This is a genomic window from [Erwinia] mediterraneensis (genome assembly GCF_900604315.1).
Lineage (GTDB): Bacteria > Pseudomonadota > Gammaproteobacteria > Enterobacterales > Enterobacteriaceae > Pantoea > Pantoea mediterraneensis_A.
This window is the reverse complement of the sequence record NZ_LR026978.1, coordinates 3,241,214-3,263,476: the sequence shown is the minus strand read 5'-3', so window position 1 is coordinate 3,263,476 and position 22,263 is coordinate 3,241,214. Positions and strand designations below refer to the sequence as shown.

At 58.1% G+C, this 22,263-nt stretch carries 21 protein-coding genes; 9 read left to right on the top strand and 12 right to left on the bottom strand.

What is annotated here, in order from left to right:
- Window positions 1–7: 7 nt before the first annotated feature.
- From E0E17_RS15345 to E0E17_RS15330, 4 genes are all read right to left on the bottom strand, one after another.
- Window positions 8–796: an ABC transporter ATP-binding protein gene (locus E0E17_RS15345; RefSeq protein ID WP_130834875.1), complete on the bottom strand. Its 789-nt coding sequence runs from the start codon at window positions 794–796 to the stop codon at window positions 8–10.
- Between the two features lie 9 nt (window positions 797–805).
- Window positions 806–1,681 (bottom strand): nitrate ABC transporter permease, encoded by an 876-nt coding sequence (gene ntrB / locus E0E17_RS15340; RefSeq protein ID WP_130834874.1) that lies wholly within the window; start codon window positions 1,679–1,681, stop codon window positions 806–808.
- 11 nt (window positions 1,682–1,692) lie between these two features.
- On the bottom strand, window positions 1,693–2,943 hold the full coding sequence (locus E0E17_RS15335; protein ID WP_130835579.1) for a CmpA/NrtA family ABC transporter substrate-binding protein: 1,251 nt from the start codon (window positions 2,941–2,943) through the stop codon (window positions 1,693–1,695).
- 378 nt (window positions 2,944–3,321) lie between these two features.
- Entirely contained in the window at window positions 3,322–4,551 is a 1,230-nt protein-coding gene (locus E0E17_RS15330) for a nitrate regulatory protein (RefSeq protein WP_130834873.1), read from the bottom strand.
- A 561-nt stretch (window positions 4,552–5,112) separates the two neighbouring features.
- Between E0E17_RS15330 and E0E17_RS15325 the strand changes: the two genes are divergently transcribed.
- The 8 genes from E0E17_RS15325 (at window position 5,113) to E0E17_RS15290 (ending at window position 14,108) form a co-directional block, all read left to right on the top strand.
- Window positions 5,113–5,604 carry an SH3 domain-containing protein gene (locus E0E17_RS15325; protein WP_130834872.1) on the top strand — a complete coding sequence of 164 codons (492 nt, stop codon included), beginning with the start codon at window positions 5,113–5,115 and terminating at the stop codon, window positions 5,602–5,604.
- 85 nt (window positions 5,605–5,689) lie between these two features.
- Window positions 5,690–6,907 (top strand): type IVB secretion system protein IcmH/DotU, encoded by a 1,218-nt coding sequence (icmH, locus tag E0E17_RS15320; protein WP_130834871.1) that lies wholly within the window; start codon window positions 5,690–5,692, stop codon window positions 6,905–6,907.
- Window positions 6,907–8,994, top strand: a complete 2,088-nt coding sequence (tssM, locus tag E0E17_RS15315; protein WP_130834870.1) for a type VI secretion system membrane subunit TssM — start codon at window positions 6,907–6,909, stop codon at window positions 8,992–8,994. Before icmH ends, tssM begins: the two co-directional genes overlap by 1 nt.
- Window positions 8,995–9,027: 33 nt before the next feature.
- Entirely contained in the window at window positions 9,028–9,726 is a 699-nt protein-coding gene (gene tagF, locus E0E17_RS15310; protein WP_130834869.1) for a type VI secretion system-associated protein TagF, read from the top strand.
- A gap of 37 nt (window positions 9,727–9,763) precedes the next feature.
- A complete protein-coding gene (gene tagH, locus E0E17_RS15305) occupies window positions 9,764–10,903 on the top strand; it encodes a type VI secretion system-associated FHA domain protein TagH (RefSeq protein WP_130834868.1) in 1,140 nt (379 codons plus the stop codon).
- Complete coding sequence (locus E0E17_RS15300) at window positions 10,900–11,676, top strand: PP2C family protein-serine/threonine phosphatase (RefSeq protein ID WP_130834867.1); 777 nt, start codon at window positions 10,900–10,902, stop codon at window positions 11,674–11,676. Before tagH ends, E0E17_RS15300 begins: the two co-directional genes overlap by 4 nt.
- A 15-nt stretch (window positions 11,677–11,691) precedes the next feature.
- Window positions 11,692–12,642, top strand: a complete 951-nt coding sequence (locus tag E0E17_RS15295) for a hypothetical protein (RefSeq protein ID WP_130834866.1) — start codon at window positions 11,692–11,694, stop codon at window positions 12,640–12,642.
- Between the two features lie 47 nt (window positions 12,643–12,689).
- Window positions 12,690–14,108, top strand: a complete 1,419-nt coding sequence (locus E0E17_RS15290; protein ID WP_130834865.1) for a serine/threonine protein kinase — start codon at window positions 12,690–12,692, stop codon at window positions 14,106–14,108.
- Between the two features lie 24 nt (window positions 14,109–14,132).
- On the opposite strand, the gene E0E17_RS15285 is transcribed toward E0E17_RS15290, so the two are convergent.
- Both E0E17_RS15285 and chaB read right to left on the bottom strand, forming a co-directional pair.
- Complete coding sequence (locus E0E17_RS15285) at window positions 14,133–14,810, bottom strand: gamma-glutamylcyclotransferase (RefSeq protein ID WP_130834864.1); 678 nt, start codon at window positions 14,808–14,810, stop codon at window positions 14,133–14,135.
- Window positions 14,811–15,056: 246 nt separating this feature from the next.
- On the bottom strand, window positions 15,057–15,287 hold the full coding sequence (gene chaB / locus E0E17_RS15280) for a putative cation transport regulator ChaB (protein WP_130834863.1): 231 nt from the start codon (window positions 15,285–15,287) through the stop codon (window positions 15,057–15,059).
- A 368-nt stretch (window positions 15,288–15,655) separates the two neighbouring features.
- Between chaB and chaA the strand changes: the two genes are divergently transcribed.
- Complete coding sequence (chaA, locus tag E0E17_RS15275) at window positions 15,656–16,741, top strand: sodium-potassium/proton antiporter ChaA (RefSeq protein ID WP_130834862.1); 1,086 nt, start codon at window positions 15,656–15,658, stop codon at window positions 16,739–16,741.
- Between the two features lie 60 nt (window positions 16,742–16,801).
- Here the strand turns inward: chaA and kdsA are convergent, their stop codons facing one another.
- The 6 genes from kdsA to hemA are packed head-to-tail and all read right to left on the bottom strand — an operon-like array spanning window position 16,802 to window position 22,104.
- Window positions 16,802–17,656, bottom strand: coding sequence for a 3-deoxy-8-phosphooctulonate synthase (gene kdsA / locus E0E17_RS15270; protein WP_130834861.1), 855 nt, complete (start codon window positions 17,654–17,656; stop codon window positions 16,802–16,804).
- 27 nt (window positions 17,657–17,683) lie between these two features.
- The gene (sirB1, locus tag E0E17_RS15265; RefSeq protein ID WP_130834860.1) at window positions 17,684–18,493 is read right to left on the bottom strand and encodes an invasion regulator SirB1; all 810 of its coding nucleotides are present in this window, start codon (window positions 18,491–18,493) and stop codon (window positions 17,684–17,686) included.
- Window positions 18,490–18,888 (bottom strand): SirB2 family protein, encoded by a 399-nt coding sequence (locus tag E0E17_RS15260; RefSeq protein ID WP_130834859.1) that lies wholly within the window; start codon window positions 18,886–18,888, stop codon window positions 18,490–18,492. Before E0E17_RS15260 ends, sirB1 begins: the two co-directional genes overlap by 4 nt.
- 9 nt (window positions 18,889–18,897) lie before the next feature.
- On the bottom strand, window positions 18,898–19,731 hold the full coding sequence (gene prmC, locus E0E17_RS15255; protein WP_130834858.1) for a peptide chain release factor N(5)-glutamine methyltransferase: 834 nt from the start codon (window positions 19,729–19,731) through the stop codon (window positions 18,898–18,900).
- Window positions 19,731–20,813: a peptide chain release factor 1 gene (gene prfA, locus E0E17_RS15250; protein WP_130834857.1), complete on the bottom strand. Its 1,083-nt coding sequence runs from the start codon at window positions 20,811–20,813 to the stop codon at window positions 19,731–19,733. Before prfA ends, prmC begins: the two co-directional genes overlap by 1 nt.
- A 34-nt stretch (window positions 20,814–20,847) precedes the next feature.
- Window positions 20,848–22,104, bottom strand: coding sequence for a glutamyl-tRNA reductase (gene hemA / locus E0E17_RS15245; protein WP_130834856.1), 1,257 nt, complete (start codon window positions 22,102–22,104; stop codon window positions 20,848–20,850).
- Window positions 22,105–22,263 lie beyond the last annotated feature (159 nt).

Genomic DNA, 22,263 nt, shown 5'->3' with positions numbered 1-22,263 from the left:
CTGCTCCTTATGCCGCCGAGGTTTGCTTTTCATAGAGGAAATGCAGAATCTGCTGGCGCAACTGGTGATAAGCTTTGTCGTCCGCCAGTGCCACACGTGAACGCGGCCGCGCCAGGTCAATCTCCAGGATCTCGCCCACATGGGCCGCCGGGCCGTTGGTCATCATCAGCACGCGATCGGAGAGCAGCACCGCTTCATCCACGTCATGGGTAATCAGCACGATGGTGGTATTCAGCTCCTGCTGAATACGCATGACGCTGTCCTGCAGATGGGCGCGCGTCAGCGCATCCAGCGCGCCGAACGGCTCATCCAGCAGCAGCACGCGCGGTTTCATGGCCAGCGCGCGGGCGATGCCGACGCGCTGTTTCATGCCGCCGGAGATTTCGCCGGGCCGCTTGTGCATGGCGTGACTCATCTGTACGCGATTGAGATTGTGCTCGATCCAGTCGCGCCGCTCTGCCTGGCTCATGCTGTGTTTAAATACCTGATCAACCGCCAGCGCCACGTTCTGCCAGGCGGTGAGCCAGGGCAACAGCGAGTGGTTCTGAAACACCACCGCACGTTCCGGCCCCGGCCCGGCGATTTCCCGGTTATCACACAGCAGCACGCCGCTGCTCGGAGCGGTGAGACCCGCGATCAGGTTGAGCAAAGTAGATTTGCCGCAGCCGGAGTGGCCGATCAGACTCAGGGTTTCGCCCTCGCGGATGTCGAAGCTGACGTTATCCAGCGCCAGAAACTCGCCGCTGGCGGTGGTGAAACGCTGGCTGACCTGCTGTACACGAATAATGGGGTTCATCGGGCCTCCTTATTTATCCCAGCTGAAACGACGCGCCAGCAGCATAAGCGCCTGCTCCAGCAGCAGTCCGACCACGCCAATCATGACGATGGCAATGAGAATGTTTTCTACGTTGAGGTTGTTCCACTCGTTCCAGATCCAGAAGCCAATGCCAATACCGCCGGTCAGCATCTCTGCGGCGACGATCACCAGCCAGGCGATGCCAATCGAGAGACGCACGCCGGTGAGCACCGACGGCAGCACCGCCGGGAAAAGAATTTTGCGCATCACCGTCCATTCGGAGAGATTCAGCACGCGCGCCACGTTGAGATAATCCTGCGGAATGCGCTGCACCCCTTCGGCGGTATTAATCACCATTGGCCAGATGGAGCAGATAAAGATGGTCCAGCTGGCGGCCGGTTCGGCACGCTGGAACAGCAGCAGGCCGATCGGCAGCCAGGCGAGCGGGCTCACCGGGCGCAGCAGCGCGATCAGCGGATTGAACATGCGCGCCAGGAAGGCGAAGCGGCCAATCAGGAAACCGGCCGGAATGCCCACCAGCGCCGCCAGTCCGAAGCCGACCGCCACGCGTTGCAGCGACGCGAGGACATTCCAGCCAACGCCCAGATCGTTCGGACCGCCGTTGTAAAACGGATCGGCGAACAGCAGCAGGGCTGCCTGCCAGGTGGCCCAGGGCGAGGGAAAACCTTTGCTCCAGACAGCAGCGATTTGCCACACCAGCAGCAGAAGCAACAGGCCACAGCCGCCGGGGATCGCCCGCTGCAGCAGCGGGCGCAGCGCAGGTCGGCGCACCGGGGTCCGGGGGGCGATTGACAACGGAATGACGGTCGCGCCGTGGGTGGGCACGTCGGTTTGTCGCGCGGTGATGCGGGCTTCTTTTTTCATCGTGACCTCACTTAACGTTTAATGGCGAAACGGGCGGCCCAGCCGGCGGGATCGGTGCCATCCCAGACTTTGCCGTCGATCAGGGTGCTGCTGCGCATTTCGCTGCCTGGCAGCGCGACGTTGCCAACGGCGGCGGCCGCCTGTTTGTAGATGTCGATACGGTTCACCTGGCGCGCCACGGCCAGATAGTCTGGCTCTTCGGTAACCATGCCCCAGCGTTTCAGCTGCGTCAGAAACCACATGCCGTCGGAAAGCCAGGGGAAACTGACCGCGCCGTCCTGGAAGAAGCGCATGGGATGTGCATCCTGCCATTGCTGGCCGAGGCCGTTTTCGTACTGGCCGAGCATGCGTCCTTCGAGGGTGTCAACGTGAGTGTTGAGATACGCGCGTCCGGCGAGAGTGCGGACGGTTTCACGCCGGTTCTCTTCTGAGGCGTCGATCCAGCGCGCCGCCTCCAGCACCGCGGCCGTCAGCGCGCGGGCGCTGTTGGGATGGTCCTGCACCCACTGCGCGCGCGTGCCGAGTACTTTTTCCGGGTGATCGGGCCAGATTTGCTGGCTGGTGATGGCGGTAAATCCGATGTTGTCTCTGATGGCGCGCTGGTTCCAGGGTTCGCCGACGCAGAAGCCGCTCATGTTGCCGATTTTCATGTTCATCACCATTTGCGGCGGCGGCACCACTACGGTACGCACATCCTTAAGCGGATTGATGCCGACGCTGGCCAGCCAGTAGTAGAGCCAAAGGGCGTGCGTGCTGGTGGGAAAGGTGTGGGCAAAGGTCCAGGCGCCTGTGGGTTTTGCCGCTATCGCCTGATGCAGGCTGGCCCCATCGGTGACTTTCAGCGCTTTCAGCTGATTAGAGAGGGTGATCGCCTGACCGTTATTGTTCAGGGTCATCAGATTCGCCATCTCATGCTGCGGCCCGGCCACGCCAAGTTGCAGGCCGTACAGCATGCTGTAAAGCACATGGGCGGCATCCAGTTCTCCGGCGGTGAGCTTATCGCGCATTGCGGCCCAGCTCGCCTCTTTGGCGGGCTGAATGCTGATGCCATATTTTTTGTCGAAGCCTTTGACTGCCGCCATCACCACCGGCGCGCAATCAGTGAGCGGTATGAAGCCGACGCGCACGCTGCTTTTTTCCGGCGCATCGGAACCAGCGGCCCAGACTGCATTACGCAGACCTGGTAGCAGCCAGCCCGCGCTCACGGCGGCGCTGGCGACCAGAAACTGACGACGTGATGCTGAAAAACGCGTTTTGCTCATCATGGGCATCCTGAAAAAGGAAATAAAAAAAGGCGTCCACCGCGATGCCGGAGCATGCGGATGGACGCCTTTATCCAGAGCACTCGTCTCACCGCCGTTGGCGAAACAAATGCGCAATGTCAGGTAAGTTTTGCAAGCGGCGTGCCAGGAATGCGGATTTCTTCCGACAAACCGCAGCGGAGTCGTGATAAGGGAAAGGGCGGGCAGAGGAGTAAAGCGTCTCTGTCATGGATGACGGGGCCGAGCCTCCAGGGATAGATTCACGGCGACTTTACGATCTGCCCGCCCTTTCCCGCCACGCGCCGTACTGACGAACATAAGGCGCGCACTCTGCTGACGCAAAGCACGCACAATCATTGTGCATCTGCCGGGTTTGACTTATCCCTTCAGGGTCGCGGCGACGGCCAGGATCGCCTGCGCGATATCGATAATACGCCGGTTCTGATTCATCGCGCTTTTACGCAGCGTCTGCCAGGCCTGCTCCTCGCTGTAGCCATGCTGCTGCATCAGCCAGGCCTTCGCCTGGTCGATAACGCGACGCTCATCCAGGGTGGCGCGCAGTGACGCCAGTTCATCCGCCTGTGCCTGTAAGCGTTGCGCCTGTTCGCGTACCAGCGCCAGCACGGTACGCCCCAGCTGCGGCGCCAGGCCCGCGCTGTCCAGCGCCCCTTTCTCGCCCTCAAGCCACCCCGCTCCCGCCACCCACAGTGTAAGATGCTGTTCCGCCCCCCCCGGCAGCCGCGCAATCTGCTGCTGCGCCGTTCGCTGCGCCCCGGCAATCGCCTGTTCGCAGCGCTGCATTAATGTCGCCGCCAGCGCATCCTCTATCATTTTCATCTGGTCGAGCCGTTCAGTCAGCAGATGGTACCAGCGCAACGCCTCCTCCTTGTCGGCCCGGCCACCGGTGCAGGCGATACGCCGCAGCCGCTCTACCCCGGCGGCAGCCTGAGCAATCTCCTGCCAGCGCTGCAACGCGACGCTGTCCGCAAACTGGCTGAAGGTGGCAAAGCTCTGTTCCTGTGCCTCGATCAGCGCCACCATCCGCGCCCGTTGCTCCGGCGTGAAGGCACCGGCGGCGAAACCGGCTGATCCGGTGGCGCGCTCCTGCCCGGCCAGCTCCTTGCCCTGCATAAAGCTGAACAGCGCGATCAACGCACGGGCAATCTGCGGCTCACAGGCGGTATCTGCCGCTTCGAACACCAGATTCAGCAGGGTATGAATGATCTGGCTGAAGGTAGCCATTGCATCGGCGTGACGCAGCTGCCGCGCGACAACGCGCTGACGCAGCGTCGGCAGATTCTCCAGCGCCTGCAGCGCCGCTGCGATCAGATTGCAAAAACGGCTATAGCCCGGTTGCGCCTCGACCGGCGGCAACGCGTGCAGAAAACGCTGGCGCATTGCGTCCGCCTCCGCCGCTCGCGCCGCCAGCTCGTCAGCAAAAAGCTGGCCTTGCGAGCAGAGCCAGAGATTGGACGCACCGCGTTCGCGCTGTAACTGGTGGATCAACTGGCTGACCGTTGTTATCAGCTTGCCGGTACGCAACAGCCGTTGCAGGCTGGCGATATCGCTTTTATGGGAAGCGTGGAGATAGTCGAGGGCAGCAGGCATGGCATACTCCAGGGCAAATAACTCATCATAAGCAAAAGCCGTGCCGCCTCTGTGCTGGCGCTGCCTATCAGAGGAAAAAAATGGGGTTAGCACCTCATGCAATAAGCAAAATTTATGCCGCCTTTGACCATAAAGCGGGAATTTGCCAGGTAATAATTCTGATTTTTTTCACGCCGCTACTTTTTTTCAGCGCAATAAAGTTTAGAATTGCTAATTAGTTTATTGCGTAAACTGTTCAACTGACGCATCGGCGTCACTCTGCGGGTGCAAAGTCAGCCGCTTACAAATTAATTCGCTTTAACTATCGCGCCGGTAAGCCATTTCGCTCAGGGCAGAGCGCAGCCGCATCTGGGGGCTAGCACGGCTTTTCCCATGGCGCAATAGTTTGAAATCTCAAAAGTCTTATGTAGACTAAATGCAGAACTATCTTTCTGTAATAAGTCCCGTTTTTAAACAGGGTTGTGACCACGGACTTGCGTAAACAGGCTACAGCCTGCTGCGCGAAGATGTCGGTTTTGTCGCTAATAATGCAGTTATGCTGATGAAATCACGAGGAACAAGGTGAAAAAGAGTCTCGCTTTAACGCTGCTTGTTGTGTTGGCCCTGGCAGGATGCAAAGCGCCACCGCCGCCGCTCACTGATGACACGCTGGTCACCAGTGAAGTGAATGGCGTTAAGCTGGTACACCGCTACGCGGTGGTAGCGCCACAAGAATTCACTCCGGTGAATGAAACCTGGCGCGCGCTTTATAATGCCTCGGTGATGACTACGCCCGATTATGGCGGCAAACTGGTGCGCTATCTGGAAAACGGTAAGCCCTTTACGGTATTGGGCAGCGTCGAAAACCACTGGCTGGCGATTGCGGAAGTCGCTGACGGCCCGATGATTGGTTATGTGCCGTTGAAAGCGGGCGTCGAAAGCAGCCGCTATGAAGCGACGGTGCGCAGCGATCGCCCGCGTCCGCGTCGTGCTGCCCGCCAGGTCTGTGTTGATGTCGGCGGCGCCAGCAAAGCCTGCAGAACCAATGATACCGCGACCTGGATCTTAGATTGAAAATGAAATCAGGCGCATATTGCCCGCAGACCAGACAAATGCTGCGGGCAATGACATCCGCCGTTGTCAGGAAGAACGATTTTTAATGACGCGAGAATCTCTTGCATGTGAGGCAACGACAACGGGCATCGATAATCCGCTTCTTAACGCAGCTGCACCCCTGCTGAATGCCGTGGTGCAGATTCGTCAGGCGGCAACGCATGACGATCCGGCCGGGCTGCGCCAGCTGTTGATTGACGAAATCCGTCAGTTTGAAAACCGCTGCAAGCAGGCTGGTTTGCCCTTCGAAATGATCATTGGCGCACGCTACTGTCTGTGTAGCGTGCTGGACGAAGCTGCCGCGCAGACACCCTGGGGCACGCGCGGCGTCTGGTCCGGCAACGGGATGCTGGTTACCTTTCATAATGAGAGCTGGGGAGGCGAGAAGTTTTTCAAGCTGCTGGCGCGCATCTCCCAGACCCCGCAGCAGCATCTCTGGCTGCTGGAAGTGATCCATTACTGTTTGCTGCTGGGCTATGAAGGACGCTATCGCGGCAGTGAAAACGGTCCTCAGCAGTGTGATACCATTCGTAAACGCCTCGCGCATTTAATCAACGAGGTGCACAGTCAGAGCGACAAACCTCAGCCGCCGCTGGTCGAGGTGCATCCCCACGCCAGTTCACTGTCGCGCCCGATGGTGCCGCTTTGGGCCTGCGCCACGGTGGCCACGCTGATCGCTTGCCTGATTTACAGCGGCCTGAACTGGCGTCTGGGCAACGCCGCCGAACCACTGCTGCGCAGCATTTATCAGACGCCGTTGCCGCAGATTACGGTTGCACGGCGCCCCTCTTCCCCGCAGGCGCTGCTGGATCTGCATCAGCGTCTCAACGATGTGATTGCCGCCGGGCAGCTTGAAGTCAGCGATGGCGCCTTTGGCAGCAAAGTGATCATCCCGGCGGACAAACTCTTTGCGCCGAATGGCACGGTGATCAATCCGGTAGGACGCGCTCTGCTGGCCCGGGTGGCCAGCGCCATGAAATCAGTAAAAGGCACCGTGCTGGTCTCGGTGTTCAGCGATAACCATCCGGTAGATGGCAGCCGTTTTGCTTCCAGTTACGAATTCTCCTTCGCCCGCGCCCGCGCCATTACCCAACTGCTGAACGCGCAGCTGGGCGGCACTCATACCATCCGTGGAGAGGGTCGCGGCGACAGCAATCCCCTGCTGCCCAATGACAGCAGTGAAAATCGCGCGCATAACCGCCGCGTCGAAATCACCCTTTTTGCCGCGCCTGAAACGCTCGGCGCTCATCAGGGAGTTCAGTGATGCGCTCTTTGCTCGTCAACTTACTTACTCACCGCGTGCTGTGGAGCTTTATCGGCATCACCGCGCTGAGCTGGGTCGTGTGGCTGCTCGGCCCACTCTGGAGCTGGGGCGACACCCGCCCGCTGGAGCCCAGGTTTCCGCGCCAGCTGGTCATCGGCCTGCTCTATTTTCTCTGGATCCTGTTTCAACTTATTCCGTCGCTCTATCGCGCCTGGTTTAACAGCAAGCTGCTCACCAATCTGCAACAGGGCAGCGCTGAAGATCTCTCTGAACGTCAGGCCACAGAAGAGCTGCTGACCCAGCGCTTTAATGAAGCGGCGCTGCTGCTCAAACGCACCCAATTTGGCCGCCGTCAGGGAGGCTGGCTGTCGCGTTTCAATGCCCACTATCTCTATCAGCTCCCCTGGTACATGGTGATCGGCGCCCCCGGGGCAGGTAAAACCACCGCGCTGCTGAATGCCGGACTCGATTTCCCGTTAACCGACAGTCTGGGTAAAACCGCTGTGCGCGGCGTGGGCGGCACCCGTCACTGCGACTGGTGGTTTACCGACAGCGCAGTGCTGATCGATACCGCGGGCCGCTACGCCCTGCAGGAGAGCCAGCGTCAGCGTGACGCCAGCGAATGGCAGAGCTTTATTAATTTGCTCAAGCGCTACCGCGCCCGTCAGCCGATCAATGGCGTGATTCTCACCATCAGCGTCGCCGACCTGCTGAGCGACTCGGCCGAAGCACGCGTGGCGCAGGCCACAGCGCTGCGTCAGCGCATGATGGAACTGCATCAGCAGACCGGCATTCACTTTCCGGTTTATGTGATGGTAACGAAAACGGACCTGCTGAAGGGCTTTATGAGCTACTTTGGCGCGCTGGACAAACAGCAGCGCGACGCCATCTGGGGCTTTACTTTTCCGCGTGAGCCGGGCAAGCCGCAGAGTGATGGCTGGCAAGTTAGCTTTACGCCGCAGTTCCGCCAGCTGGAACAGCAGTTACAGCAGCAACTGCCCAAACATATGGCGCAGGATCGCGATCTGGCGCGCCGTGCCGACTGCTTCCTGTTTCCGCAGGAGTTTGCCTCGCTGCGTCCGCTGCTGCAGGAGTATCTCGATATCGTCTTTTCCGGCCATCCGGATGAGGTTGCCTGGTCGGCGCGCGGGCTGTTTTTCACCAGCGGCACCCAGGAAGGCTTACCCTTTGACCGCATTATGGGCGAGCTGAACCGCAAGCTGCAGTTGCCGCAGGCGGGCCAGCACACCATCGCCGCCTGGGACAGCGTCAACCGCGCCAGCCCTATTCCCGGCAACCGCGAGCAGAGCTTCTTTATTCGCGATCTGCTGAGCGAGCTGGTCTTCCGCGAGCGCGGCCTGGCCGGCAGTAACCGTCACTGGGAATATCGCAACCAGCTGTTTCACTGGATCGGTTACGGCGTGCTGGCGGGCGCGCTGCTGCTGCTCTCCTGCCTGTGGCTGGTGAGCTACTATCAAAACCAGCGTTATCTTGATCAGGTCGCGGCCCGCATTCCGCCGCTGACTGCACAGAGCCAGCAGGTGATGCAGCAGCCGACAGATAATCTTTTCGATCTGCTACCCTTTTTGAATAATCTGGTGAAGCTACCGCTTTCGGATCGTTTTTCGCTGGATGATCCGCCGTTTACTATGCGTGCTGGCCTCTATCGTGGCACCCAGGTGAGCGATGCCGCCTGGGTGCTGTACCAGAATGCGCTGAAGTCTTTACTGCTGCCGCGAGTGTCGCAACAGATCACCAATCTGTTGCGTAACGATAAGGGCGATGACAACGAATACAGCCGTAATGCGTTGCGTGCTTATCAGATGCTCTATCAACCGCGTAATTACGATGGCGAATTTCTGCGCGGCTGGCTGATGAAAAACCTGCAGCATACGTTGCCGGATAACGTCAGCGCCCGGGATTTGCAGCAGCTCGACTGGCATCTCAGCCAGCTGCTCGACCAGCAGATCCAGTCGTCGCCTTATGCGCGTGATAATGCGTTGATGATGGGCAAACTGGCGGAAAAACTGAATAATGCGGGCCAGATGGAGCATGAACTGGCGGTTACCCCCGGGTTTACCCGTTGAGTGCCCGGCACAGCAAGTAATAATGAGGTGATTATGGCAGACCAGAATACCCCTGGCTGGTATGGGAAGCTGCCGTCAACCGGTGATTTTTTACGCCAGCGCCTGACAGAGAAGAAAGTAGCGCTCTGGAGCCACTGGTTTCAGCAGGGGCTGGTGCACTGGCACCAGCAGGAGTCGGCCTCGACCGCGCTGTTTTTGCGCGCGCCGGTATGGAACTTTGTCCTGCCGGTAACGCCCGGCCTGCAGCAGGTACAGATGGGCTGTTTGCTCCCCTCGTGCGATCGCGTCGGGCGCGCCTGGCCATTGCTGGCAGTCAGGACCTTTTCGCTCAGTCAGTGGCATCCGGCGCAGCTGACCATTTCCGGCGACTGGTATCAGGATCTGGGCAGGGCGCTGTTTCACGCGGTACGCGACGGACAACGCGCCGAACAGCTTGATGAAGCCCTGCGCGCCTTGCCACCGCTGCTGGTGCCGGAAAAGGGCCAGTCGGCGATTATGGATGTAATTGGTTATCAGGATCTGCCCTGCACCCTGAGCTGGCGCGAAGTGGCGGAACGTTTTGATCCGCAGCAGCATATCAGCTACTGGTGGAGTAACCGCAGCGACGGTTTTGCCCATGCCACGCATAAGCATAGCGGCAACCTGACGGCGCAACTTTTTTCACTGTTATTCAACCCGGCAGCAGGCGCGCAGCCGGGACGCAATGGACTTTATCCGCCCATGTTCGAATAACGTCCTTTGCATTAGCCCTTTTAACCCGGGATGACTCATGCAATTTACCCTTGTGCAGTGCGATACGGATGTGCCGGTCAATACCTTTGTGTTTCAGCCACCGGGCGGCACTATTGGCCGGAGCCAGAACAATGATCTGGTGCTGCCGGATGAAACCCGTGCCATTTCTCGTCTGCAGGCGCTGGTTCATCTGTCGGCCCAGGGTGAGTGCCGTCTGACCAACCAGGGCAGCGTCACGCCAGTGATTGTCAACGGCGAGCCGCTGGCGCGTGGCAGCCAGGTGGTGTTACAGCACGGCGACCGGCTGCAGATTGGCGATTATCAGCTGGCGGTGAGCGATCCCCACTATCAGCCGCAGGAGCAGGATGACCCTCTGGCGTTGTTCAGCGCGGACGATGAGCAGATTGACGATCCGCTGGGTATCCTGGAAGAGGAAACGCCGCTGATTATACAGCCGGAGAGTGGCAACCAGGCGGCGCGCCATGAGCGGCAAACCAGCGCGCGGCTCGGCATCGATCCGCTGCCTGCGGACCTGCCGCGTCCGGCAGAGAAAGCGCACTGTGCCGAGGAAAAATTAATTGCGGCGCTGCTGGAGGGCATGGGCCTGAATAACGGCCACGCGACGCCGCTGGATGAAGAGCAGATGCGCATCACTGGCCGCATGCTCAGTCTGTTTTCGCAGGGCACGGTCGCGCTGCTGTCATCACGTTCGATTCTCAAACGGGGCGTCAAGGCGGAGATGACCATGATCCTGAACGAAGCCAACAACCCGTTCAAGATTCTGCCCTCCGGCAAAACGGTGCTGATGCAGATCTATCAAAGCCAGATGCCCGGCTTTATGCCGGCCGAACAGGCAGTACGCGATGCCCTGGTGGATCTGCAGGCGCACCAGCTGGGGATGATCGCCGGGATCCGTGCGATTATCGCCGCCATGCTGCAATCTTTTAACCCCCAGCAGCTGGAGGAGCAGGCAAAAGCGGATGGCGTTATCCCGAAACTGCCTTTTTCCAGTGCGCGTAAAGCCGCGCTCTGGGACTATTTTGTCCGTAACTACCAGCGTACCGCCGGTGAGATTGAGGATGACTTTCATACGCTGTTTGGCGAAGCCTTTCTCCACGCCTATGACATGGAAGTTAATCAGTACAAAGATTCGCAAACCCAGGCAGAAGAAACATGAAGATTGTCTTTTCCGGTTATTGCCAGCAGGGCTTGCGTGCTGAGAACCAGGATCGTACCGGTGTGGAAGTGGACGATAATCGCGCCTGTTTTCTGGTCTGCGATGGCGTGGCGGGCCTGCCCGGGGGTGACCAGGCAGCGCAGCTGGTGCGTGACACCCTGCTGAATGAAGTGCGCAACAGCCGTCACTTTTCTCCCCATTCCACCTGGCAGGCGATTGAACAGTGCCAGCAGGCGTTGCGTAAAGCGCAGGGAAGAAATCCGAATTTTTCCCGCATGAGCACCACTCTGGCGGCCCTGTTTATCGACCGCGAACGTCAGCTTTCATGGTGGGCGCACGCCGGTGACAGCAGGGTTTACCACTTCCGTCACGGGGCGCTGCTGCAGGTCACTCAGGACCACAGTCTCGCACAACAGCTCAAGGCGGCAGGTTATGAAAATACCGGCATTAACAGTAATTTACTTTATAATGCGCTGGGTGCAGAACCGCAACGGCCGGTCAGTTTCAGCGAGATCGCACCGCTGGAGGATGGCGATGCGTTTCTGGTGTGCACTGACGGTTTCTGGCTCAACCTGACAACGGATGAAATGGAGCAAGCGTTGCGCATGGTCAACGCCTGCGAAGAGTGGCTGGCTCTGATGCAGGCAGCGATTAACCGTAGCGAAAAAAGCGATAACCTCAGCGCGCTGGCCATCTGGGTCGGCGAGCCGCAGGATGCCACCCTGCTGTACACCCAGGCGGATACGGCACGCTTTTTGCCGCCCCATGTTTAATTCCAGGGAAATAATATGAAATTGTGGTTGCCCGGTATTGCGGCTCTGATGACAGCGTTCAGCGCACAGGCAGAAGATTATCGCGTGGTCTACTCCCCCAGTCTGGCGCTGGAGGTCTATATCGATAATGTCGAAAGCCACGCGCCTGAAGACTGGTGTAAAGTTTCACTGCCCTTGCGCATCGTTTCCGGTAAGAACAAGGATTCTGCGGTGCTGAACAGCTTCCTGCCGCGCGTGGGTACGCTGCTGGCGAATCAGTGCGGCAAACTGGATGAGTTACCCTGGCAGATGATGGACAGCGCCGGGAAGGTGCTGGCCAGCGGCAACGCCAGCAAGTTGCAGAACTGGCGTCCCATCGTGTTGGCAGACGCCACCGACAGCGCCAGCGTCAGTAATGCGGCGCCGCTGGACCTCTCGCGTCCGGCGAACAGCGAACCGTTACAGCAGTTTGAGCTGCCTGATGGCTGCCATTTTCGCACCTGGTGGAATGAGCAGAGTCAGTCACTGTTTATTCCGGCAGCAGGCAAAACCCGCTGTTCCGCCACTGGCTGGCTGGAAGGCAGCAGCGAGCTGACGCTAAGCAGCGGCGGGAAAACCACGCAGCTGCCGGTCACTTTTTATCAGGGCTATCCGATCGCTAATCTGACCATCAGCGACAACGCGCTGGAAGTGGTGGCGGTCAATAATCAGCGCATGATTGTCACGCGTCAGGATGCCGCAGAGAGCTGGCTGATCCTGCCTTTTGACAAAACGCAGCATCTCTGGCGTTTTGATGGTCAGATGCTGATCAAAATGGATAAAAAATCCGCGCAAGAGGCTGATGCAGTGAAAACGCGGGTGGAAACGTTGCGCGGCGTATGGTCGGCGCATGTCTTGCCACAGCAAAAAGTGAATGTGTTACTGACAGACACCCTGCACGCGGATCTTGCCGATCCCGCTATCAGTGCCTGGCGTAACATCAATTAATCAGCGATCGCTGCCTGGCATTTCAGGTCGTGTACAGAGAGTTCACTATGTCGGCAAATGAGAATCAGAAACCGGTGCCCAACGCTCTCCCGGCGGGATACCGTTTTAACGAGTTTGAGATAAAAGATGTCATTGGCGGCGGCGGTTTTGGTATTGTTTATCGTGCCTGGGATCACCTGCTGGAACGCACCATCGCCATCAAAGAGTATATGCCGGTTTCGCTGGCCAGCCGCGGACAGGACCTCTCGCTGGAGTTGCGCAGTGAACGCTTCCAGAAGCTGTTCAATGCCGGTCTGAACAGCTTTATTCAGGAGGCGCGCCTGCTGGCGCGTTTTAATCATCCCGGACTGCTGCACGTGCTGCGTTTCTGGGAAGAAAATGGCACTGCCTATATGGGCACGCTCTACTACAGCGGCATGACGTTAAAAGCCTGGCAGCAGACCAGCCCGGAACCGCTCGCCGAAGAGTGGATTCGTCGCCTGCTGCCACCGCTGTTTGGCGCGATTAATACCATTCATCAGGCGGGCTACCTGCATCGCGATATCTCGCTGGATAACATCCAGATTCAGGAAAATCAGCTGCCGGTACTGCTCGATTTCGGCTCTGCCCGTAAAGAGATCGGCAACCTCTCGGATGAGACCGAGATTATGCTGAAGCCTGGTTTTGCGCCGATTGAGCAATACAGCGAAGAGGTGGATGGCGAACAGGGCCCCTGGACCAACATCTACGCGCTGGGTGCCGTCCTGCATACCCTGATTACCGGCAATCCGCCCCCGGTCAGCGTGGTGCGCTGCATCGAAGATAACTATCAACCGCTGGTCAACCTCCAGCCTGCAGGCTATTCGCTGCCGCTGCTGCACGCTATCGATCGTGCGCTGGCGATGAAGCCCACCGATCGGCCGCAGAGCATTGATGAATTTGCTGCCCTGATCGAGCTGCCGGTGAGTGATGTCCAGGCGCTGGTACAGAGTATCCCGTCGGTGACGGAGCCGCTGCCTGTGGAAGAGGAGCCGCCCGCCGCGCCGGAGCCGGTGATGATGGCGGTGAATCATGCCGCGCCTCAGGCGGAGCCGCTCGCTGCCCCTGCCAGACGCCCGCTTTCGCATGGCGTGCTGGCGGCGGCGGGTGCTGCGCTGCTGGCGGTGATCGCCATTGTGGTGCTGGTGAATCGGGATGTGTCATCGCCGCTGCCGGATGAGGGAGCAGACAGCGCTTCCGTGCCGGTCAGCAGTAACACCAGGGTAACGCCGGCCACGCTGGCCACCGTCTATCTGCGCCTGAAAAGTGGCGACAACCTGGTGCTGAATGGCGAAAAGCTGGATGTCAAAACGGGCAGCAACGGCTACGCCTCGCTGAATCTGGCGGCAGGCAGCTACCAGATTGAGGTGCACGCGGGCGGTAACGTCTATGCACAGACGCTGAAGATTGATAAACCGGGTACCTGGCTTATCAATCCGGGGAAATAAAGGGGCGACGCGGGTCGCCCTGTTCTACCCCATCAGGGTATTGTGGCAGGACTGCAGCTGCCGCACCTGATGCGCCAGCGCCGTCAGGCTTTCATCGACCATCCCCCGCTTCTCCAGCTCCTGCTCCAGAGAAAACAGATATTGCGCATTGGTGCCGAGCGGGCCGCTGGCCGCCGCGATCAGGGGAGCAATAGTGCCGTGGCCGGAGTCTGACTCATACAGCGGATGGCGCGGATCCATAATAAACACCAGCGCCGTGACGCGGCGGCCATCATCCAGCGTCAGTTCGCACCAGGTAGGCAGGTAGCAGCCGGTGATCATTTCTCGTTTCCACAGCAGTTCCAGCTCCTCTTGCAGCCGCGCTTCCGGCAGACGAAACGCCAGTCCACTGGTGCTGCCGCCCTCTTTCAGCGCCAGCATCCGTCCCGGTTGTGCAGCCGTACCGCGTCCGGCAATCAGTCGCAGACAAAATGCCCGATGCCAGCCCTGTAAGGTTGCCGCCGCCACCTCCTCCGCTTCAAATACCGGATTCCACATCAATGAACCGTAGCCGAAAATCCATACCGGACAGTGATTCGGACGGCAGGCCAGAGTGGCCGCCAGCGAGGAAGCGCGCTGTTCCGCGCTCCACAACAACGCATCTTCGATATCACCAAAAGACGTTTTACAATCCGCTTTTAATAAGAATTCCCGGGTTAGCAACTCAACCTCCTTAACCGCAACCTCTTCCGTGTTGGTTAGCTCCTGTGATTCAAAGAACCAGTGTGACGCACTATCAGTCGACCTTAATGCATTTATGCCGACGCTTTCAAGTTTGACACCGATCACAAACTAAAAAGTCCTGTTAACAACATCGGCCCGCTGGTGACAGGCTTGAATCTGTTGCGCCGGTTACGCGATCGCGATCATAAAAGGGCCGACAGAGATCGGCCCGGCAGGCTCAGCCACTTATTTCTTCGGATGCCATTTATCATCATCCCCTTTTTCATACTCATGTTTCACTGCCGCCCAGGCGACTTTATGCGCGACCTCTTCACGAGAGTCATTGCCACGCCGATCTTCTTTGTCTTTATACTCATCCCAGGCGCTATTGAACGCCTTCTGATAGATATCCTGTGCATGGGCAGGCAGCACATTTTTGACGCTGTCTGGCAATTCGCTTCTTGACTGATAAGGCATATATCCTCCTTTTTACCGACCTGTTAATCCTGGTTTATCAGCCAGATATTGCAAGCCACGATTTTCACCCACCAGACCAGAAATAAGGCCATAAATAGTTAAAGTAGCAGAAAACCCCAGCAGGAACGAAGGATTTTGGTGGCTTTATGTTAGATGTAACAAAATACAACACCATGATTTATATTTATTAAAATATAATAAGATAAAATTATGCCTGACCGACGCGAAAAAAAGGAACTAAGTAAAAACAGGTAAATCTGGTCCGGCACGCTGACGAAAAGCGTACACTGCGAAACGCGATAATTCGCATATGATTGAAGGGGCAGGCAGTCTGTTCCTGTGTTCTGCTTAGCCGGAGAGGAAAGTGAATGGTGGCACATGAAAAAACCCGACATACTGAGTATTCCCTGTTTTTACCCTTAACGGCGCTGGTCGTGCTGTGGTTTTTTGGTGGCGACCATTCCCTGCTCATCCTTTCCGCGATTAACCTGCTGGCGCTGATCGCCATCCTCAGCAGCGCCTTTAGTGTGGTGCGTCATGCGGATGTGCTGGCGCATCGGCTGGGAGAACCCTACGGCTCCCTGATTCTCAGTCTTTCGGTGGTGATCCTTGAGGTCAGTCTGATCTCCGCGCTGATGGCGACCGGCGATGCCGCCCCCGCCCTGATGCGTGACACGCTCTACTCCATCATCATGATTGTCTCCTCCGGGCTGGTCGGCTGCGCGCTGCTGCTGGGCGGGCGCAAGTTTGCGACCCAGTATCTGAACCTCGCCGGGGTGAAACAGTACATGATTGCTATTTTCCCGCTGGCGATGCTGGTACTGGTTTTCCCCAATGCATTGCCCGGCGGCAATTTCACCCCCGCCCAGGCGCTCCTGATTGCCGCGGTTTCCGCCGCCATGTACGGGGTTTTTCTGCTGATTCAGACCAAAACCCATCAGAGCCTGTTTGTGTATGAACATGAAGATGAGGGCGATGATCCCCATCACGGCAAGCCGTCGGCACACAGCAGCCTCTGGCATACGCTCTGGCTGCTGATCCATCTGGTCGCGGTGATTAGCGTGACGAAAATGAACGCCGGTACGCTGGAGTTCCTGCTGACGGAACTGAATGCACCGGAGCAGTTCACCGGTTTTCTGGTGGCGCTGCTGATCCTGTCGCCGGAAGGACTGGGCGCCATCCGCGCCGTGCTGATGAATCAGGTGCAGCGCGCCATGAACCTGTTCTTTGGCTCAGTACTGGCAACCATCTCACTGACCGTACCCGCGGTAACCATTATTGCTACCCTTACCGGTCAGCAGCTGATTTTCGGCCTGGAGCCGCCGCATATGGTGATGATGAGTGCCGTGCTGATCCTCTGCCACATCTCCTTCTCCACCGGACGCACCAATGTGCTGAACGGTGCGGCTCACCTGGCCCTGTTTGTCGGCTACCTGATGACCATTATGCTGTAAGCGTCGGGGAATGTGAGACGAAAAAAAGAGCGATTTCTCGCTCTTTTTTCTTTCTGGCGCTTATTTGCTGGTATCGAGTTCCGGGAAACTTTTCACCAGATCGTCGATCGCCTTCATCTGCACCAGGAACGGCTCCAGCTTGTCCAGCGGCAGCGCAGAAGGACCGTCACACAGCGCATGTTCCGGATCCGGATGCGCTTCAATGAACAGACCGGCAATGCCTACCGCCATACCGGCACGCGCCAGCTCAGCCACCTGCGCACGACGACCGCCAGACGCCGCCCCGAAAGGATCGCGGGTTTGCAGCGCATGGGTCACGTCGAAAATTACCGGGCTGTTATTGCTCACTTTCTTCATCACGTTGAAGCCGAGCATATCCACGACCAGGTTGTCATAACCGAAGTTGCTGCCGCGGTCGCACAGGATAACTTTGTCGTTACCGCCCTCGATGAATTTATCCACAATGTTGCCGACCTGGCCCGGGCTGACGAACTGCGGTTTCTTCACATTAATCACCGCGCCAGTTTTCGCCATCGCTTCCACCAGATCGGTCTGGCGCGCCAGGAAGGCAGGCAACTGGATGACATCTACCACGTCAGCCACCGGCTGCGCCTGGGAGGCTTCATGTACATCAGTAATGATTTTTACGCCAAACGCCTGTTTCAGCGCCTGGAAAATTTTCATCCCCTCTTCCAGACCCGGCCCACGGTAAGAGCGAATTGAAGAGCGGTTAGCTTTATCAAAAGAGGCTTTGAAAACGTAAGGGATACCGAGTTTATCGGTGACTTTTACGTAATGTTCGCAGATGCGCATGGCGAGATCGTATGATTCCAGTACGTTCATTCCGCCAAAGAGTACAAACGGCAGGTCGTTTGCGACGTTGATATCACCAATACTCACTACTTTCTGTGTCATGCCCTTTCCTTTTCTCTGCGTGCGCGCTTAATGCAGCGTCACTTGTTTTTGTTCAATCGCGTGGATTTGCACTTTAATCATTTCGCTCACCGGATCTTCCGGGCATTGCTCCACGAAGTAAGCCAGATCGCTGAGGGCGATATGCTCACACTCCAGCTGGGCGTAAATGAGTCCACGATCGCGAATTTCATAGGGATCGTCCGGATCGATCTGCAGTAACACCTGGCTGACATTCAGCGCCAGCTCCATCTGCTTCTCTTCCATCAGCGCGGCCTTCAGAGTATCGAGCATTTTCCGTACCACGGTGGCCGCCTGCGCCTCATCAAGATCGTCTTCATACAGGCACGCGGTCGGGCTGATATTGCCCTTCAGCCACACTTCCAGTGTATGAATATCCAGCGTCTCACCATTGAAGGGATTGATGAGCCACATCTCTCCATCCAGCCAGTCGGCGCGCAGAATCAGCTGCGTGGGAAAAATCACCGGCATCAACGGCAGCTCCAGCTGCTCCGCAATATGCAGCAAAATAATCCCCAGCGACACCGCCGTGCCCTGACGGGTTTTCAACACATTATCCAGCCAGAGCGCATCCGATAAATTGTAGACGCCACTGGCGCCGCCAAAGCCCCACTGGCAATAAAACAACTCCAGCAGCTTCTCCAGCTGCAGATCGGCATCCTGTTCTGATGCCACATAATGACGCGCTTCTGCTACCAGCGCAGCCAGCTGCTGTTCAACGTCCCGGGTAGAAAAATCATCCCGAATCACGCTGGTCGCCCGGATCACCGCCTGACACAGCGGTGCCTGGGTAAAATCAAATTCTTCAACCGAGGTCATACTATCCCCAAAAATGGCATTTTCGTCACTGCCAGCTTGATCACCATCACCAGAGCCAGCAGCGCAATAACAAACGCAACCCAGCGAGTGCGGTCAGTACGCGGGCGACGACTTAACGCCACAGACCCTAAAGCGATATAGATAATAACCCCTAACAGCTTTTCAGTCAGCCAGCTTCCTTGCGGGGAAAAAGGATAGAAATGGGTAATCGCTACCAGCAGCGCGCCCGTGAGCAGCAACAGGGTATCATTCACATGGGGAACAATACGTACCCAGCGCCGCTGCAGCATCGCCGATCCGCTGCGCTGCCAGAAGAAGCGCAGCAAAAAAAGCAGCACGGTAATGATTACCGTTAAAAGATGTAAATACTTGATAAGAGGATAATACGTCGCCATGTCGCTTCCTTATTGTTGTGTATATCCCAGAGTCACACGCGGGTTGCCGCCATAGTCCTGCTCTGTACTCACCGCGCAATAACCGTGCTGCTGCATCAGGGCACGCACCTGTGCGCCCTGCTGCCAGCCATGCTCCAGCAGCAGCGCGCCGCCCGGCGCCAGCCAGTCTGACGCCTGCTCAATGATGGTACGCAGATCGGCCAGCCCCGCCTCATCGGCTACCAGCGCGCTTAACGGCTCGAAACGCACATCGCCCTGCTGCAGGTGATGATCGCTGGCATCGATATAGGGAGGATTACTGACAATCAGGTCAAAACGGCAGGGAGAGAGATCGCGAAACCAGTGGCTGAGGGTAAAAGTGACGTTGCTGAGCTGCAGACGCGCAGCATTTTCCTGTGCCAGACTGACCGCTGCGGCAATGCGATCCACGCCAGTCACCTGACAATCGGGGCGCTCGCTGGCCAGCGCCAGCGCAATTGCCCCGGTGCCGGTGCCGAGGTCCAGCAGCGTGGCGGGTGTCGCGGGCAGACGGGCCAGCGCCAGCTCGACCAGCAGTTCAGTATCCGGCCGCGGAATCAGCGTGGCATCGCTGACGCGCAGCGGCAGCGACCAGAACTCCCGCTCACCCACCAGATGCGCAATTGGCTCGCCGCGTGCGCGCCGGGCCAGCAGTGTATCCAGCTCCGCCAGCTGTTCGGCGCTCAGCACAGTGTCATCAAAAGCAATCAGCCAGCTGCGCGATTTGCCGGTAACCTGGGACAACAGGATTTCGGCATCGCGTTTCGGGCTATCGCCGCCGCACAGCGTGGCGATAGCCTGTTTTAACCAGTGCCGGATATCCATTATTCCTGCCCGGCTAGTGCGGCCAGCTGGTCAGCCTGATACTCCTGCACAATAGGCTCAATCAGCGTATCCAGCTTGCCTTCCATGGTTTCATCGAGACGGTAAAGGGTCAGGTTGATACGGTGATCGGTCACCCGTCCCTGCGGGAAGTTATAGGTGCGAATACGGTCGGAGCGGTCGCCGCTGCCCAGCAGATTACGGCGCGTGGACGCTTCCGCCGCCTGTCGTTTCGCCATTTCCGCCGCGTGGATACGCGCCCCTAACACCGCCAGCGCTTTGGCCTTGTTTTTATGCTGGGAACGCTCATCCTGACACTCCACCACAATGCCGGTCGGCAGGTGGGTGATACGGATGGCGGAGTCGGTGGTGTTAACGTGCTGACCGCCCGCCCCGGAGGAGCGGAAGGTATCAATTTTCAAATCGCCCGGATTGATGTCCGGCAGCTCCGCTTCCGGCAGCTCCGGCATCACCGCCACGGTACAGGCGGAGGTGTGAATACGCCCTTGCGATTCGGTTTCCGGCACGCGCTGTACGCGATGTCCGCCGGATTCAAACTTCAGGCGACCATAGGCCCCTTCGCCGCTGATTTTGGCGATCACCTCTTTATAGCCGCCATGCTCGCCCTCGTTGGCGCTCATAATTTCCACCCGCCAGCGTCGTGCCTCGGCGTAGCGGCTGTACATGCGGAACAGATCACCGGCAAACAGCGCCGCTTCATCGCCCCCGGTACCGGCGCGGACTTCTACAAAGCAGGGTCGTTCATCATCGGGATCCTTCGGTAACAACAGCACTTGCAGCTGCTGCTCCAGGGTTTCACTCTTTTCGCGCGCCAGCTTCAGCTCGTCATACGCCATGTCACGCATTTCGGCATCATCAAGCAGCATTTCTGCCGTCTCAATATCTTCCTGAACCTGCTGCCACTGGCGAAAGCAGTTGGTTACGTCAGTCAGCTGGGAATATTCGCGGGAAAGCGCCCGAAAGCGCTCCTGATCGGCAATCACGCCTGCATCGCCCAATAGCGCCTCCACTTCCTCGTGGCGCTCCTGTAATGCTTCCAGTTTGGCAACAATAGACGTCTTCATGTAGTGAGATTATCCCGTGACAGGTAAGGACAGCCTACTCCAGGCCGAGGCTGTCGCGTAAAATTTGCAGGCGTTCGCTGTCGCCTTCGCGGGCAGCCTGCTGCAGTGATTTGGTTGGAGCATGAATAAGACGGTTGGTGAGCTTATGGGCCAGTTCCTGCAGCACCTGCTGCGGATCGGCCCCTTGCTGCAGCGCGTGCAGGGCGCGAGCTTCCAGTTCGGCCCGAATCTCTTCCGCCTGGCTGCGATAGTCGCGAATGGTCTCTACGGCGCTCTGCGCACGCAGCCAGGCCATAAACTCGCCACTCTCCTGCTGGACAATATCTTCCGCCTGAACTGCCGCCGCTTTGCGCTGCGCCATGTTCTGCTCGATGATGGCCTGCAGATCGTCCACGCTGTAGAGATAAGCGTTAGCCAGTTTGCCGACAGCCGCCTCGACATCGCGCGGAACGGCGATATCGACCAGTAGCATTGGCTTGTTACGACGCGCTTTCAGCGCGCGCTCTACCATCCCCTTGCCAATGATCGGCTGCGGGCTGGCAGTGGATGAAATAATAATGTCCGCTTCGGCCAGACGCGCTTCGATCTCGCCGAGCTCAATCACGTCCGCGCCCACCTCTTCCGCCAGGCGCTCAGCGCGCTCACGGGTACGGTTGGCGATCAGCAGTTTTTTCACCTGATGCTCGCGCAGATGCCGCGCCACCAGTTCGATGGTTTCGCCTGCGCCCACCAGCAGGACGTTAACGCCAGCCAGCGATTCAAAGATCTGACGCGCCAGGGTACAGGCCGCAAAGGCCACCGAGACCGCACTGGCACCGATTTCAGTTTCGGTACGTACCCGTTTGGCAACCGAGAAGGTTTTCTGAAACATGCGTTCCAGATCGGTCGATAGCGCATGACCGCGCTGCGAGTCGGCAAACGCTTTTTTCACCTGGCCGAGGATCTGCGGTTCGCCCAGCACCAGGGAATCGAGGCCGCTGGCGACACGCATCAGGTGGCTGACCGCGGCATTCCCCTGATGCCAGTAGAGGCTGTTGCGTACATCCTCTTCTTGCAACTGGTGATAGTCGCACAGCCAGCGCACCAGTTTTTCCTGCAAATCAGTCTGTTGCTCTACACTGAGGTACAGTTCGGTGCGGTTACAGGTGGAGAGCACGACGCCGCTCTGCACCATGGGCTGAGAGAGCAGGCTGTTGAGCGCCTGTTCCAGCGTGTCCGGCCCGAACGATACCCGTTCGCGCAGGGCCACAGGTGCCGTTTTATGATTGATTCCGAGAGCGAGCAGCGTCATGGTGATTGAAGTTGGGTTGTCCCAATGTTTGTCAGGTTTTGTGAGGCGCATTCTACAAGATGCATCAGATCATGAAAAGCCATACAAAGGCTATGACTGTAATAAGATTAACCTGATCCTGCGAATTATCCGCATAACAGCATTGACGGCTTAAATGCG

Bases quoted from the DNA above. Each gene is read 5' to 3' on its own strand.
- icmH (WP_130834871.1), top strand. From the start codon at position 5,690: ATGACGCGAGAATCTCTTGCATGTGAGGCAACGACAACGGGCATCGAT.
- E0E17_RS15290 (WP_130834865.1), top strand. From the start codon at position 12,690: ATGTCGGCAAATGAGAATCAGAAACCGGTGCCCAACGCTCTCCCGGCG.
- E0E17_RS15330 (WP_130834873.1), bottom strand. From the start codon at position 4,551: ATGCCTGCTGCCCTCGACTATCTCCACGCTTCCCATAAAAGCGATATC.
- chaA (WP_130834862.1), top strand. From the start codon at position 15,656: ATGGTGGCACATGAAAAAACCCGACATACTGAGTATTCCCTGTTTTTA.
- ntrB (WP_130834874.1), bottom strand. From the start codon at position 1,681: ATGAAAAAAGAAGCCCGCATCACCGCGCGACAAACCGACGTGCCCACC.
- chaB (WP_130834863.1), bottom strand. From the start codon at position 15,287: ATGCCTTATCAGTCAAGAAGCGAATTGCCAGACAGCGTCAAAAATGTG.
- E0E17_RS15295 (WP_130834866.1), top strand. From the start codon at position 11,692: ATGAAATTGTGGTTGCCCGGTATTGCGGCTCTGATGACAGCGTTCAGC.
- prfA (WP_130834857.1), bottom strand. From the start codon at position 20,813: ATGAAGACGTCTATTGTTGCCAAACTGGAAGCATTACAGGAGCGCCAC.
- E0E17_RS15335 (WP_130835579.1), bottom strand. From the start codon at position 2,943: ATGAGCAAAACGCGTTTTTCAGCATCACGTCGTCAGTTTCTGGTCGCC.
- tagH (WP_130834868.1), top strand. From the start codon at position 9,764: ATGCAATTTACCCTTGTGCAGTGCGATACGGATGTGCCGGTCAATACC.
- E0E17_RS15260 (WP_130834859.1), bottom strand. From the start codon at position 18,888: ATGGCGACGTATTATCCTCTTATCAAGTATTTACATCTTTTAACGGTA.
- prmC (WP_130834858.1), bottom strand. From the start codon at position 19,731: ATGGATATCCGGCACTGGTTAAAACAGGCTATCGCCACGCTGTGCGGC.
- sirB1 (WP_130834860.1), bottom strand. From the start codon at position 18,493: ATGACCTCGGTTGAAGAATTTGATTTTACCCAGGCACCGCTGTGTCAG.
- tssM (WP_130834870.1), top strand. From the start codon at position 6,907: ATGCGCTCTTTGCTCGTCAACTTACTTACTCACCGCGTGCTGTGGAGC.
- E0E17_RS15300 (WP_130834867.1), top strand. From the start codon at position 10,900: ATGAAGATTGTCTTTTCCGGTTATTGCCAGCAGGGCTTGCGTGCTGAG.
- kdsA (WP_130834861.1), bottom strand. From the start codon at position 17,656: ATGACACAGAAAGTAGTGAGTATTGGTGATATCAACGTCGCAAACGAC.
- E0E17_RS15345 (WP_130834875.1), bottom strand. From the start codon at position 796: ATGAACCCCATTATTCGTGTACAGCAGGTCAGCCAGCGTTTCACCACC.
- tagF (WP_130834869.1), top strand. From the start codon at position 9,028: ATGGCAGACCAGAATACCCCTGGCTGGTATGGGAAGCTGCCGTCAACC.
- hemA (WP_130834856.1), bottom strand. From the start codon at position 22,104: ATGACGCTGCTCGCTCTCGGAATCAATCATAAAACGGCACCTGTGGCC.